The organism is Paratractidigestivibacter sp. (genome assembly GCF_963660155.1).
Classification (GTDB): Bacteria; Actinomycetota; Coriobacteriia; order Coriobacteriales; family Atopobiaceae; genus Paratractidigestivibacter.
The window spans coordinates 1-13,981 of sequence record NZ_CAVKWG010000025.1; the positions used below are offsets into that span (position 1 = coordinate 1).

General features: G+C 63.5%; 8 protein-coding genes. 4 read left to right on the forward strand and 4 right to left on the reverse strand.

Features of this window, described 5'->3' with window-relative positions:
• A partial coding sequence (locus tag U5709_RS04280; protein WP_321972873.1) for an aldo/keto reductase occupies window positions 1–640 on the reverse strand: 640 nt, incomplete at its 3' end.
• A 102-nt stretch (window positions 641–742) separates the two neighbouring features.
• On the opposite strand from U5709_RS04280, the gene U5709_RS04285 reads away from it, so the two are divergent.
• Window positions 743–1,138 carry a MerR family transcriptional regulator gene (locus tag U5709_RS04285; protein WP_321972874.1) on the forward strand — a complete coding sequence of 132 codons (396 nt, stop codon included), beginning with the start codon at window positions 743–745 and terminating at the stop codon, window positions 1,136–1,138.
• 120 nt (window positions 1,139–1,258) lie between these two features.
• Here U5709_RS04285 and U5709_RS04290 read toward each other — a convergent pair whose 3' ends face one another.
• The 3 genes from U5709_RS04290 to U5709_RS04300 form a co-directional block, all read right to left on the reverse strand.
• On the reverse strand, window positions 1,259–4,042 hold the full coding sequence (locus U5709_RS04290; RefSeq protein ID WP_321972875.1) for a C1 family peptidase: 2,784 nt from the start codon (window positions 4,040–4,042) through the stop codon (window positions 1,259–1,261).
• A gap of 611 nt (window positions 4,043–4,653) precedes the next feature.
• Window positions 4,654–6,906 (reverse strand): DNA gyrase subunit A, encoded by a 2,253-nt coding sequence (locus tag U5709_RS04295; RefSeq protein ID WP_321972876.1) that lies wholly within the window; start codon window positions 6,904–6,906, stop codon window positions 4,654–4,656.
• Between the two features lie 9 nt (window positions 6,907–6,915).
• Entirely contained in the window at window positions 6,916–8,904 is a 1,989-nt protein-coding gene (locus U5709_RS04300) for a toprim domain-containing protein (RefSeq protein ID WP_321972877.1), read from the reverse strand.
• Between the two features lie 525 nt (window positions 8,905–9,429).
• Between U5709_RS04300 and U5709_RS04305 the strand changes: the two genes are divergently transcribed.
• From U5709_RS04305 to U5709_RS04315, 3 genes are all read left to right on the forward strand, one after another.
• A complete protein-coding gene (locus tag U5709_RS04305) occupies window positions 9,430–10,353 on the forward strand; it encodes a tRNA-dihydrouridine synthase family protein (protein ID WP_321972878.1) in 924 nt (307 codons plus the stop codon).
• Between the two features lie 97 nt (window positions 10,354–10,450).
• Window positions 10,451–10,876, forward strand: a complete 426-nt coding sequence (locus U5709_RS04310) for a hypothetical protein (protein ID WP_321971912.1) — start codon at window positions 10,451–10,453, stop codon at window positions 10,874–10,876.
• A gap of 359 nt (window positions 10,877–11,235) precedes the next feature.
• The coding region (locus tag U5709_RS04315; protein WP_321972879.1) for a PAS domain-containing protein at window positions 11,236–13,981 on the forward strand (2,746 nt) is incomplete at its 3' end.

Sequence of the window (13,981 nt, forward strand, 5' to 3'; positions counted from 1 at the left end):
TGCCGTGCGCGGCCGCGATCTGCGCCAGCACGGGGTTCTCAAAGAGGCCGCCGCGGCCCTCGCCAAAGGGCGCCCAGGCCTCGGAGACGACGTTGTACTTGGCCTCCCACTCCTGGAGTTCGGTGTTTTGGTTCAACGGGTGGCGCTCCATCTGGTTGACCATGGGCTTGACGTCGTTGAACTCGCAGAACTCGACCATGCGGTCGACGTAGAAGTTCGAGATGCCGATGGCGCGGATCTTGCCCTCCTCGTAGAGCTTGACGAGGTCGCGCCAGGCGCCGAACGCGTCACCAAAGGGCTGGTGGAGAAGAACGAGGTCCAGGTAGTCGGTCCCAAGCTTATGCAGCGAGTCCTCGACCGAGGCGCGCGTGGCGCCCTCGCCGTAGTGCTCAAGCCAGACCTTGGTGGTGAGCCACAGGTCCGCGCGGTCGATGCCCGAGGCTGCGACGGCCGCGCCCACCTGCTCCTCGTTGAAGTAGCTCTGCGCGGTGTCGATGTGGCGGTAGCCCACCTCAAGGGCGTCGCGCACGCAGCGCTCGCACTCGTCCTGGGTGACCTGGTACACGCCGTAGCCGAGCTGCGGCATCTTCACGCCGCAGGAAAGCTCCACGTACATCATGTTGCTGGGGTCAAAAGTCATGGTTGCTCCTTCGCGTTGCCGGTTTTGCTTGACATTGCGGTTATAACAACCGATAGTTACAACCGGTAAAGAGACAAGCTGGCGCGAGGGGAACTTCTCCATATGACGTACACGATGATGCAGGCCTGCCGCGAGGCGAACATGACCTACCAGACGCTCAAGTTCTACTGCAACCAGGGGCTCGTGCCCAACGTCAAGCGCGACAAGAACAATCGCCGCGTCTTCGACGAGCGTGACCTTGAGTGGATAAAGGGGCTCATCTGCCTTAAGAAGTGCGGCATGAGCATCGAGGAAATGAAGGCGTACCTGCAGCTTTGCCTGCAGGGAGAGAGGAGCATCCCCGAGCGCAAGGTCCTTCTCGCCGAGAAGCGCGAGCGCCTGGTGGCCCAGCTCGCCGAGGTCCAGGCCAGCATCGACTACATCGACTGGAAGCAGGGCTTCTACGACGACGTCCTGGCCGGCCGCACGCAGTACTACAGCAACCTGCTGCCGGCATAAACCAGGCGTTAGGCTGCGTACGGCAAAGAACCCTGCAGTTAGGGTCACTTTTGGGCTCGAAAGTGACCCTAACTGCAGGGTTCTTGCTGTGCGGTCGGTCTGGGGCGCGCGAGCGGGCCGTTAGCGGGCGCGGATCTTCTTGCCGATGCAGAGGGCGGCGGCGCCGGCGACGGCCAGGCCGAGCGGGGCGGTGGCGTAGCTGGCCGCGGGGTCGCCGGTCTTGGGCACGCTGCGCTTGGCCTCGTACGCGCTGGTCTTCGCAGCGGAGTCGCTGGAGTTGCCGGAGCCGTTGGTGCTGCCGGAGCCGCCCGCGGGTCTGCCGGGCTGCGCGTTCGCGGTGCCGTCGGAGGCCTTCCACGTCAGGGCGGCGAGAACCTCGTCAACGGTGTCCTGGTCGGGCGTGCTGCTGGCGACGGCGTTGTGCCAGTCGCTGCCGGCCTGCTCGAGGATGACCTCGGCGCGCGCCACGGCGGCCTTCAGCGCGTCGTAGGCCTCCTGCGTCATCCACGCCGTCCCGGCAGGCACATCGGTGCCGTCGGCGCTGATAACGACGCTGGCCAGCACGGCCTTGGCCTCGTCGATCTTTGCCTTCAGCGCGTCGAGGCTATCGACGGACGCGAGGTCGGCTTTGTCGGCAAAGGTCTTGATGGGCGCGTTGTCGATGGCGAAGTCGGCGTACTTGTCCTCTTTGAGCTCGGCGACCTTGTTGGTCCAGTCGGTCCAGGCGCCGTTCTCGTACGAGAAGCTCTCGCCGGTATTCACGTTGGATACGTAGCCGCACTCCTTGGCCTTCTCCATCAGCCCGTCGACTTCTTTCTTGAGCTCCGCCTTAAAAGTCTTCGTGCTCACGAACGCCTCGCCGTACTTCTCGCCGGCCTTCTGCGCGTCCGCCTCGCTCATGCCGCCGTGCCACAGGTACTCCTTGTACTGCGCGGCCTCCTTCTCGGCCTCCTCCTTGGTCAGGGCGCCCTCGGCCTGGTCCATGAGGAGCTCAACGTAGGTGGCCAGCGCCGCGTCGGCCTCCTCCTCGTTCTGGTAGCCGGACATGCACATGGTCATCCAGAAGCTCGCATAGTTGGTGTACCGGTCCTGGATCATTGAGGCCTCGATCCTCGCGCGGCAGGTCTCGAGCTGCTCCTCGGTGGTGGGCTTCACGCCCTCGTTGGCGCCGGCCGCCTGGTAATACTTCAGCGGGGTGCCGTCTTCGTTGGTGGTGTACTGGGTCACCACGACCGAGTACCGCTGGCCCTTGCGCATGGCGATCCAATCGCCCTCTGCTTCGATCAGCTGACGGTGATAACCCGCGGTCTCGTAGTCCATCTCGTAGGTGTGCTCCTCGCCCGGGGAGGTCACCTTCGTGCCCTTGGTCGGGTCGGTCACGACGCCGGCCGCGTTGACCGCGTCGTCGTCGAGCAGGTAGACGTCGTAGGTCACGTGCGTGTTGGGCTTCACCGTTTGGCAGGTGAACGAGCGCAGGCGAATGTCCTGATCGGCCGTAAACACGTTAGCGCTGCTCACTGGGGTGTCGCTCTCGAGCGGGATCATCGTGGAGTACACCAGGTAGTCGTACTGGCTCTCGATGGTGTTGGCGAGCTGGTGGGTGATGTCGAAGTCGTAGGCCTCGAGCATGCTGATGCTGTGGTCGTAGTAGGAGAGCCAGAAGTAGCCGGTGTGCTTGCCGTTCTCGTCCAGCAGGCCCCACTGACCGAGGTTCTGGTCGATGCCGTTGCTGTCCTCGCCGGTGTTTTCGGTCTCGGAGCCCCAGCTGTTCTTGACCAGCCAGGCGCCGTTGCCCTGGATGGTGTCGTTGTGGAGGAAGTTGTCCTTGGAGTAGTTGTCGTCCCAGCCCACGATGGTCACCGCGTGGTTGACCGCGGAGTCGTCGTTGGTGTAGTGGGCCCAGGTCTCGTAGTTGATGTAGTTGCCCTCGGCGGCCTGGCCGGGCTGCGAGGTGTCGGCGTGGAAGGCGGTCACGACCGCGCGGCCATTGACCAGCTGCTTCTTTACGGCCTCGATGGTCTCTTCGTTGGTGCTCAGGTAGTGGCCTTCCGAGTCCTTGTTCACCATGTCGCCCAGAAGGTAGCTCTCGGCGAGCTCGTAGGCCTGGTCGCCGTACTTGGAGGTGGGGACCGACCAGTCCGTGGCGCCGGTGGACTCGCCGGTCTGCTTGTCGGCGGTGGCGCTGGAGTAGTACAGCTTGGTGACGCTCTTGACGTTCGACTCGGCTCTCTTCTCCTCGATCATCTCGTCGGTGAGAACCTCGGCCTTAGGCGCCTCGTCGGTGTACACGACGCGGCAGACGTACCAGATGTTAGCGGTGTCGCCGTCCTTTACGGCGTTGGGCATGTAGGGGACGTCGGACTCGGTGGTGGGGCCGGCGCCTGCCGCGAACAGGGCGCTGGCGAACTCGGGTATGCCGCCGATGCCGATAAGGGCGTTGTAGTCCTCAACAGTGGCGTAGCCCTCGCCGGCCTGCTCGGAGCCGGCGTAGGACTCGGGCACGATGTTGTAGGCCCAGTAGGCGAGGTGCAGCTCGGAAAGGTCGAGGCTGTCCGCCTTGGCTTCCTGGCCCTCGCCGCGCTGCTTGGCGAGGATGCTGGTCTCGGAGGCGGCGATGGAGGCGAACGCCCAGCAGCTGCCCCAGGGGTTCTGGGACTTGACCGGGGTGACCAGGCTGTCGCTCTCGTCGCCGTCGCCGTTGGGGTCGGTCAGGGAGAACTGCGTGTCCGTGGTCTTGCCGGTGATATAGGTGTACTGAGATGTGGTGGAGTCGTCGGTCTCGGCGGCAAGGGCCGCGGCGGGCGCGATGCCGTTCATCGAGAGCACGAGGGCGAGCGAAAGGCCGAGGCGGCCTGCGCGCTTGGCAAATGAGCCGCAGGTAGAGGCCACATTAAAGCGAGTCATCAAGAACTCCTTATCAGCAAGGCGGTGTAGGGTTTGCGTCGTATCTGGCTGTGCATATAAATATTCATTTTAGTGCGCGCGGCGTGCGCCTGCAATTTGGGGACAGTCCCCTTTTTGCACACGAGCCGAAGTTTCAGGCAAATCGCCCAACGATTCTGCGACGGGCCAGCAGCGCCCGCGCGTGTGCAAAAAAAGGGGACTGTCCCCAAATTGCAGGCGCCCCCTTGTTCGCTCTTATTGCCTAGATCCTAGATGATGGTTGCTGCGGCCATTACAACGACGCAAACGACCAGCACGAACGGCGCGAAGCAGCCGCTGCACCCGCACCCGTTGCACCCGCAGCCGCCGCCGGGAGGCGGGGGCGGGGGAGCGGGGCGCCAGAAACCGCCCCTGCGCGGGCCGGGTCCGTGAGGGCCTCCGAAGCCGGGGCCTCCCGGTCCGCCAGGTCCAGGTCCGCCGAATCCAGGTCCGCCAGGTCCAGGTCCGCCAGGTCCAGGTCCAATCATCGCTCGCTCCTTTGCTCGCTTGCAAAACCTGAGTTCAGCTTACCCGTTCGGCCGCGCCTCGCCTCAGTTGCCGGCTGAATATGAAGAGGGGACTGTCCCCGCGTCTTATGTGTCGAGGTCGAAGAGGGTCTTCATGTCGGACTCCTTGATGGAGGCGCCGGCCGACGGCAGGCGCTCGGCGCGGAACTTCTCCACGTAGGCGTCCGGCCCCAGGAACTCCTCGACGCTGCCCACGGCGTCCACGATGCGGCCCTTCTTCTTGGTCATCACCTGGATGCCCTGCGTGCTGTTGGTCGTCTTGGCGGCCAGAAGCGACGTGTTGAAGTTAATAAGCCGCTGGTCATTGGTGGCAAGCGCCACGTCGCGGTCCTCGGTGAGCACTTGCGCGAAGAGCAGCTTCGCCCCGCCGTAGATGGCGTTCTTGAGCTTCTTGCGGTTAGTCTTGGTCTCGTAGCCGGCCAGCGCCACGCGCGCTACGCGGCCGTTCTCAAAGACGTAGAGCGCGTCGGCCTTGTAGTCGGCCGGGTCGAGCACCCAGATGACGTTCTCGTCGGCGTCCATGTCCAGGTCGGTGCCCAAATACGACCCCAGCTGCGCCGCCTTGGTGTCCTCGAACTGTGCGACCTTGCACTTGTAGCACTGCTGCTTATCGGTAAAGACGAGCAGCTCAGCCGTGTTGTTGGACGCAAACTCAATGAAGGGCTCGTCGCCGTCCTTGTACTTGAGGCTCTGGGCGCGGCTGAGCACGCGGTCGGTCATCTTCTTGAGGTAGCCGTGGGCGGAGACCATGATGGTCACGGGGTACTCCTCCACCTGCGGCTCGAGGTCAACCTCCACGACCTCCTCCGGCGAGACGAGCCCGGTCTTTCTCGGCGTCGCGTACTTCTTGTTGACGGCCGCAAGCTCGGCGCGGATGACGCCCTTGATCTTGCGCTCGCTGGCAAGCGTGGCCGCAAGCTCGGCGATCTCGCCCTCCAGCTTGGCGATGTCCTTCGTGCGGTTGAGGATGTACTCCTTGTTGATGTTGCGCAGCTTGATTTCGGCTACGAACTCGGCCTGCACCTCGTCGATGCCGAAGCCGGCCATGAGGTTGGGCACGACCTCAACCTCGAGCTTGGTCTCGCGGATGATCTTGATGGCCTTGTCGATGTCCAGGAGGATGGCTTCGAGGCCGCGAAGCAGGTGCAGGCGGTCGCTCTTCTTGCCCAGGTCAAACGTGATGCGGCGGCGCGTGGACTCCATGCGCCAGGCCACCCACTCGTGCAAGATCTGCCGCACGCCCATGACGCGCGGGTAGCCATCCACGAGCACGTTGAAGTTGCAGCTAAAGGTGTCCTGCAGCGTCGTCATCTTGAAGAGCTTGGCCATCAGCTGCTCGGGGTCGGTGCCGCGCTTGACGTCGATGGCAATGCGCAGGCCGGAGAGGTCCGTCTCGTCGCGGATGTCGGCGATCTCGCGCACCTTGCCCTCCTTGGAGAGCTTGACGATGCGGTCGATGATTACGTCGGTCTTGGTGGTGTAGGGGATCTCAAAGACCTCGATGATGCGCTCGGCGGGCAGGTAGCGCCAGCGCGAGCGGATCTGGAAGCCGCCCGTGCCCGTCTCGTAGATCTTGTCCATCTCCTCGCGGCGATAAATGATCTCGCCGCCGGTGGAGAAGTCGGGCGCGGGCAGGGTCTCGTGCAGGTCGCAGTTGGGATCGCTGAGGAAGCGGATGGTGGTCTCGCAGACCTCGTTCAGGTTGAAGCCGCAGATGTCGGAGGCCATGGCCACGCCGATGCCCTTGTTGGCGGAGACCAGGATGTTGGGGAAGGTCGTGGGCAGCAGGCGCGGCTCCTTCATGGCGCCGTCGTAGCTGTCCATGAAGTCCACCGGGTCCTTGTCGATGTCCTTGAAGATCTCCGCGCAGATGGGGGAGAGCTTGGCCTCGGTGTAGCGGCTGGCCGCGTAGGAGAGGTCTCCGGAGTAGTACTTGCCGAAGTTGCCCTTGGACTCAACGAAGGGCGTGAGCAGGGCTTCGTTGCCCGTGGCCAGGCGGACCATGGTCTCGTAGATGGCCGCGTCGCCGTGGGGGTTGAGCTTCATCGTCTGGCCGACGATGTTGGCGCTCTTCTGGCGCGCGCCGTTGAGCAGGCCCATCTTGTACATGGTGTAGAGCAGCTTGCGGTGCGAGGGCTTGAAGCCGTCGATCTCCGGGAACGCGCGCGAGACGTTGGTGCTCATCGCGTAGGGCATGTAGTTGCTCTCAAGCGTCTGCGTGATGGGCTGCTCCACGACCTCGGAGTGGAGTCCGATGACGTTGGAGGCGTCGACCTGCTTTTTCTTGTTGAGCTGCTTCTTGGTCTTCTTGGTTGCCATTTTTATCCCTTACTGCAGGTCGAGCTCATCGAGGTACTCCTTGCCGTGCTCGGCGATGTGGCGCTTGCGGCCCTCATCGTCGTTGCCCAGCAGCAGGTCGAACTTGGCCTGCATGATGCTCACGTCCTCGGGGGCCACCTTGATGAGGCGCCGCGTCTCGGGGTTCATGGTGGTGAGCCACATCATGTCAGGGTCGTTCTCGCCAAGGCCCTTGGAGCGGTTGATCGAGCACTTCTGGTCGCCGATCTGTTTGAGCATGTTGTTCTTCTCGAGCTCCGTGTAGGCAAAGTACGTCTTGTCCTTGCAGTTGATCTCGTAGAGCGGGGACTCGGCGATGTAGACGTAGCCCTCGTCGATGAGGGTGGGCACCAGGCGGTAGAGCATGGTGAGGATGAGCGTGCGGATGTGGTAGCCGTCCACGTCGGCGTCCGTGCAGATGACGACCTTGCTCCAGTTGAGGTTGTCCAGGTCAAACGTGCCGAGGTTCTTCATGCGCTTGTCCTTGACCTCGACGCCACAGCCAAGTACGCGCATGAGGTCCATAATGACGTCGGACTTGAAGATGCGCGGGTAGTCCTCCTTGAGGCAGTTCAAGATCTTGCCTCGGACCGGCATCACGCCCTGGAACTCGGCGTCGCGAGAAGTGCGGATGGCGCCTGCCGCCGAGTCGCCCTCCACGATGTAGATCTCGCGGCGGTCGCGGTCCTTGGAGCGGCAGTCGATGAACTTCTGCACGCGGTTGGCCATGTCGGTCTTCTGCTGCAGGTTGGTCTTGATGGACTGGCGGGTCTTCTCGGCGTTCTCGCGCGAGCGCTTGTTGATGAGGACCTGCTCCAAGATCTTGTCGGCCGCGGCCTTGTTCTCGATGAGGTAGGTCTCCATGCGCTCCTTGAAGAAGGCCGTCATGGCCTGCTGGATGAAGCGGTTGTTGATGGCCTTCTTGGTCTGGTTCTCGTAGGAGGTCTGGGTGGAGAAGCAGTTGGTCACAAGCACCAGGCAGTCCTGGACGTCTTGCCACTTGATGGCAGACTCGTTCTTGTTGTACTTGCCCTGGTTCTTGATGTAGGCGTCAATTGCGCTGGTCAGGGCACTGCGGGCGGCCTTCTCGGGGGAGCCGCCGTTCTCCAGCCAGGAGGAGTTGTGGTAGTACTCCTGCATCGTGAACGTGCGCGAGAAGCACAGGCACGCCGTGATCTTGACGCTGTAGTCCGGCAGGTCCTCGCGGTCCCGGCCGCGGCGGTCGGCCTCGATGAAGAAAGGCTCGGTGAGGTAGTCCGCGCCGACCTTCTCCAGAACGTAGTCCTCGATGCCCTTGGGGTAGCAGAAGTCCTGCTCGGCGAAGGTGCCGTCGGCCTGCTCGATGCGCAGGCGGAAGGTGACGTTGGCGTTGACCACGGCCTGGCGGCGCATGGTCTCGCGGAACCACTCGTCGGGCACGTCGATGGCGGTGAAGACCTCCAGGTCCGGGCGCCAGCGGATGGTGGTGCCGGTGCGGGTGGGGTCGTCCGCGGGCTCGATGGCCAGCGCCTTCTTCTTGGCGCCGACGACCTTGCCCTTCTTGAAGTGCAGCTGGTACTTGTTGCCGTCGCGCCAGACGGTGACGTCCATGTACTCGGAGGCGTACTGCGTGGCGCACGAGCCCAGGCCGTTCGTGCCCAGGGAGAAGTCGTAGTCGCCGCCCTGGTTGTTGTCGTACTTGCCGCCGGCGTACAGCTCGCAGAAGACGAGCTCCCAGTTGAAGCGCTTCTCCTTGGCGTTCCAGTCCAGCGGGCAGCCGCGGCCGTGGTCCTCGCACTGAAGCGAGCCGTCTGCAAAGACGGTGAAGGTGATGAGGTTGCCAAAGCCCTGGCGCGCCTCGTCCACGGAGTTGGAGAGGATCTCGAAGGCGGCGTGGGCGCAGCCGTCGAGGCCGTCCGAGCCAAAGATGACGGCCGGGCGAAGGCGCACGCGCTCCTCGTCCTTTAGTTGGCGAATACTGTCGTTACCGTAGGTGGCCATATGTGCGGTGCCTGCTCTTTCGGTGTGTTTACATGGGGCTTCAGTATTCTAGCGATTTGCCGCGCGCAAACCAGCAAAGGGGACTGTCCCTTTTGCAGGTGGCGAGCTGGCGGGCGTACCTGCGGTTTGGGGACTGTCCCCAAACCGCTGCGGAAAGGGGACAGTCCCCAAACCGCAGGCGCGAGCCTGTCCCCAGATTGCGGGCGGGTGCACGTTAAGGGGCGGCGACGAGGCCTATCGGGGCTGTTTTGGGCGCTTCTTGTCAACAAAATCGAGATTGTGCGTGGTCGAAAGGCCGTTTCGGGGTCTCCGCGCGGTGCTCGGCGGCGCAATTGGGGACGGAGGTTTTGCGTTTGCCCAGTTGATCGATGGCTGAAGGCACATAAAACCCTTAACAAAGCACGCAGAATCTCGAAAAAGTTGTCGTCAGGCTTCGGTCGGGCCGTTAGGCGCCCTTTATGCGCGCGGCTGGAGCAAAATGGACCTGCAAAAGGGACTGTCCCCTTTGCAGCTTGGGAGGTTCGCATGGTTTTGTCGTTGGCGCCGATGGAGGGCATCACGGGGCACGTGTTCCGGCGCGCGCACGCCGACGTGTTCGGTGCGCTGGACCGCTACTACACGCCGTTCATCTGCCCGCCGCGCGTGGGCTCGGGTTTTGGTCGCCGGGCAAGCGAAGAGATCGACCCGCAGGTCAATCAGGGTCTCAACGTGATTCCGCAGCTGCTGACCCGCGACGCCGACGAGTTCGTGTGGGCGGCGGGGCTTCTTGCCGAGAGGGGCTTTGCCGAGGTGAACCTCAACCTGGGGTGCCCCTCCGGCACGGTGGTCTCGCGCGGCAAGGGCGCGGGCGCGCTCGCCGACCCGGAGGCGCTCGAGGCCTTCTTGCAGGAGATATGCGCCCGCTCGCCCCTGCCCGTCTCGGTGAAGACCCGCGTCGGCGTGGAGGCCGATACCGAGTACGAGCGCATCCTCGCCGTGTACTGCCGCTGCCCCTTGGCCGAGCTCATCGTGCACCCGCGCGTGCGGGCCGACGCCTACAACGGCAAGCCGCGCCAGGAGCTCTACGGTTACACGCTCGAGACCGCGCCGTTTCCTGTGGCGTACAACGGCGACGTGTTTACCTGCGACGATTTCGACGCGCTTCTTACCGCTTACCCGGCGACGCGCCACGTCATGCTTGGTCGCGGCCTTCTTGCCGATCCGTCGCTGGCCCAGCGGATCGGCGGGGGAGCGCCGGCCTCGCGCGAGGAGCTCCGCCGCTTCCACGACGCTCTCTTTGCCGCTTACGAGACCGAGATGGGCGGCAACGCCGTCATGCGCATGAAGGAGTGGTGGTCCTATGCCAAGGAGTCGTTTGCCGATTCGGCCGCGGTGTGGCGCGCTGTGCGCAAGGCCCGCCGCGTCGACGAGTACCGCGCCGTCGTCGAGCGCGTCTTCACCATGCGTTGAGCGCCCGTCGCGCGTTGATTGCGGCAGCTGCGGGGCCGTGTGCTACGCTTTTGCTACAGTAAACCGCTCGCAGAGCAGCTAGAAAGAAGGCACCCACATGTCCAGTTCGCGCAAGCTCCTCAAGTTCGTCTCCACCATCAACCTCGTCTTTAGCATCATCGCCATTATCATGGGTGTCACGGCGTTCGTCTCCTGCGTCAAGACTCCCGAGTCGGTGCTTGCCGCGACCTCTGCCACCGCGCTGAAGTCCATTGCGATGGTTGAGGTCTCCACCATCGCGCTCACCGTCTTTAGCATCTGGGGCGTCTTCGTCGCGGCCATGGGTATCCGCGGCGCCAACAATCCCACCAAGATGGGCTTCGTGACCGTCATCGCCTGCATCACCGCCATCCTGAGCGTCGGCGACCTCATCGCCGCCATCGCGACCGGCTCCTTCACCATCTCCATCGCCATCGACGTCCTCGTCGACCTCATCATGCTTTACGCCTGCTTCGAGGTCCGCAAGGAGGGCAAGGGGGCGTAGCGCCTCGAGTGAATTCGGCGCGTGGCCTGCGGTTTGGGGACAGTCCCCTATTTTGCACACGAACCGCAGCTTCAAGCAAATCGCCCAATGGCTCGGCGACAAGTTCGCAGTGGCCACTCGTGTGCAAAAAGGGGACTGTCCCCAAATCGTAGGCGGCAAACCGCTGGTTGAGAGAAGCCCGCCCTCGGGAAGCCGGGGGCGGGCTATTTGTTGCGTAGCGCCGCTCGCTCGGTGACTCGTTTACCGCGCAGGCCCAAATGCCCGACGCGCGGGAGCGTCCCGGGGATATAATTTCTAGTATCTACGCGCCGCGCCCACACGCCGGCGCGCCTCTGCACACAGCTCGAAGGGCGCACACCGTGGTAAGAAGAAGCGTCTCGGAGTTTTCCGAGGAAGAGATCCAGTTCAGCGATTCACGCGCCGCCGCCGTCAACGCCGCGCCCGCAGGCGCCGACGCACTCGACGCCGCCCTCGCCGACCTGCAAAACCGCCTCGACGTGCTGGAGGGCACCATCCGCTCCGGCGTCTCCACCGTCACCTTCGACGAGGCGGGCAACATCACCTCCGTCAACTGGGCAGACGGCATACGCCAACTTCTTGGCTACACGGACGAGAACGACTTCCCCAACACCTTTGACTCCTGGGTCCGCGCGCTTCCCGAGGACTACCGCCCGCGCCTGACCGAGCTTTTCTCCGACGTCGCGCACCTGGCCGAAAGCCCCGACATCACGCACACGCAGCACCCGATGGTCTGCAAGAACGGCCAGGTCCGCTGGTTTGACGCCGTAAGCAAGCTGGTTCGCCGCGCCGACGGCACGCTGGCCGCGCTCTACGCAACCTGGCGCGACATCACCGCCGAGCACGACAAGGACGCTCAAATCGAGCAGATGAAGGTCGTCGGCAAGATTTTCGACTTCTGCTACTTCATCTGCCTGGCCGACCACAGCTTCATCAACGTCAAGACCAACGACCGCATCCAAAGCGTCACCGCCGAGCTTTCCAACGACGCCTTCGAGAACCTGCGCGCCTACGCCATTCAAACCATCAGCGAGCAGGACCAGACCGCCACCATGGCGTTTCTCGATGCGGGCACCCTGCAGGAGCGCCTGGCCCAGACGGGCATGGAGACGCTGGAGGTCTACAGCCCCACGATGGACGACTGGTACCGCCTGGTCTTTATCGGCGGCCACAAGGACGCGGACGGCAACTACATCGACGTCATCTACGGCACCAGCCGCATCACCAAGGACAAGCTGCGCGAGCAGCAGTATCGCCGCGCCTTGGACGAGCAGGCCGCCATCGTCAACGCGCTGGCCAAGAACTACCGAAACGTCTACGAGGCAAACCTCGACGACGGCACTGCTCGCGTCATCAAGCTGGCCGAGGACTACCACGTGCGCGCGGTGCGCGACGCAAACCGCCAGGCCTTCGTCTTTGATGACGTGGTGTCTCGCTGGCTGCTTGAGAACGTGAACCCGGACGACCGCGAGCGCATGGCCGCCGTGTTCAACATGGCCAGCCTGCGCAAGGTCTTTGAGGAAGGCGACGGCAGCACGGGCTCCTATCGCAGTACCGACGAGGGCGTGGAGCACACCTACCAGTACGAGTTTCGTCGGGTCGATGGCACGCACAACATCGTCGTGGGCTTCCGCATCATCGACGACGTCGTCGAGCAGCAGCTCGAGCTCGCTCGCGAGCAGCGCGAGCACGTCGAGGTCATCCAGTCGCTCTCCACGATTTACTCCACCATCTTCCGGGCGGACGTGGACACGCACGCCTATGACATCCTGACCAGCATTCCGCAGATGGCCAAGATGGCCCCTACCAGCGGAAACTTCGACGACGCCAAGGCAATGATCATCGAGTCGTTCATGGCGCCGGAGTTCAGGCGGCAGATGGACGAGTTCTTGGACCTGAACACCCTGGCCGCGCGCCTTGCGGACGTGAGCACCGTCACGGCCGACTACATTGCCGTCAACGGCCAGTGGATGCAGGCGCGTTTCATCGTCAAGCGCCGCGACGAGGACGGCGTGGCCAAGGAGGTCCTCTACGTAGCCCGCGACATCAGCGCCGAGAAGGCCACCGAGCTTGCGCAGCAGGAGCTCATGATGATCGAGCAGAAGCGCCTGGAGACCATCAATGCCATTGGCCGGGTCTTCTCGTCGATGTACCTGGGCTACCTCGACACCTTTGAGCTGGAGGCCGTAAAGGATGTCGGCGCGCTGAAGGGCGGGTCCGCCAAGATCGGCCCCCTGAGCAGGGAGCAAAGGGGCCAGATCCTGCAGGGCTACGTCTCTGAGCCCTATCTCGAGGGGCAGCTCGCCTTCACGGACCTGAGCACGATCGCGCAGCGCCTCGAGGGGCAGAAGTACGTGTCGTTTGTGTACCAGACGGTGGGCGGCGGCTGGATGCAGTCGATGTTCGTGCCGCAGCACTACGACGCCAACGGAAACCTTGATGTGGTGCTTCTCGCCAACCGTGACGTCACCGAGGAGAAGAACCGCGAGCTTGCGCAGCAAGAGGCACTGGAGGGGGCCCTCGCCGTCGCGCAGCAGGACAAGAAAGACCTGCTCAAGGTGCAGTCGCGGCTTCGCGACTCCATGGCGGTCAACGACGCCCTCAGCCGCGACTACAGCAACGTGTTCCTCGTGCGGCTCAAGGAGAACCTTGGCAAGACCGTCAAGGAGGAGAGCTACAACGTCGAGGGCATAGACGAGTACGCCGACACGTGGTTTGACTACACGTACTTTATCCGCAAGTACATCCAGGTGCGCGTCTACGGGCCCGACCAGCAGATGATGCTGGAGAAGACCGAGCTTAATCGCGTCCTGGGCGAGATCGAGACGAACACGGACTTCTCCATCCCTTACCGGGCCCTTGTGCAGGGCGAGGTCCATCACCTTCAGATGCGCTACGTGTCCGTTGAAGGTGCCGACCTGGTTGCCGTTGGCTTTAGATACGTTGACGACGTCGTTGAGGCCGAGGCGGAGCAGAAGAAGTTGCTGGAGGAGGCCCTTGCCGCCGCGCAGCAGGCCAACCGAGCCAAGTCCACGTTCCTCAACAGCATGAGCCACGACATCCGCACGCCCATGAACGCCATCATCG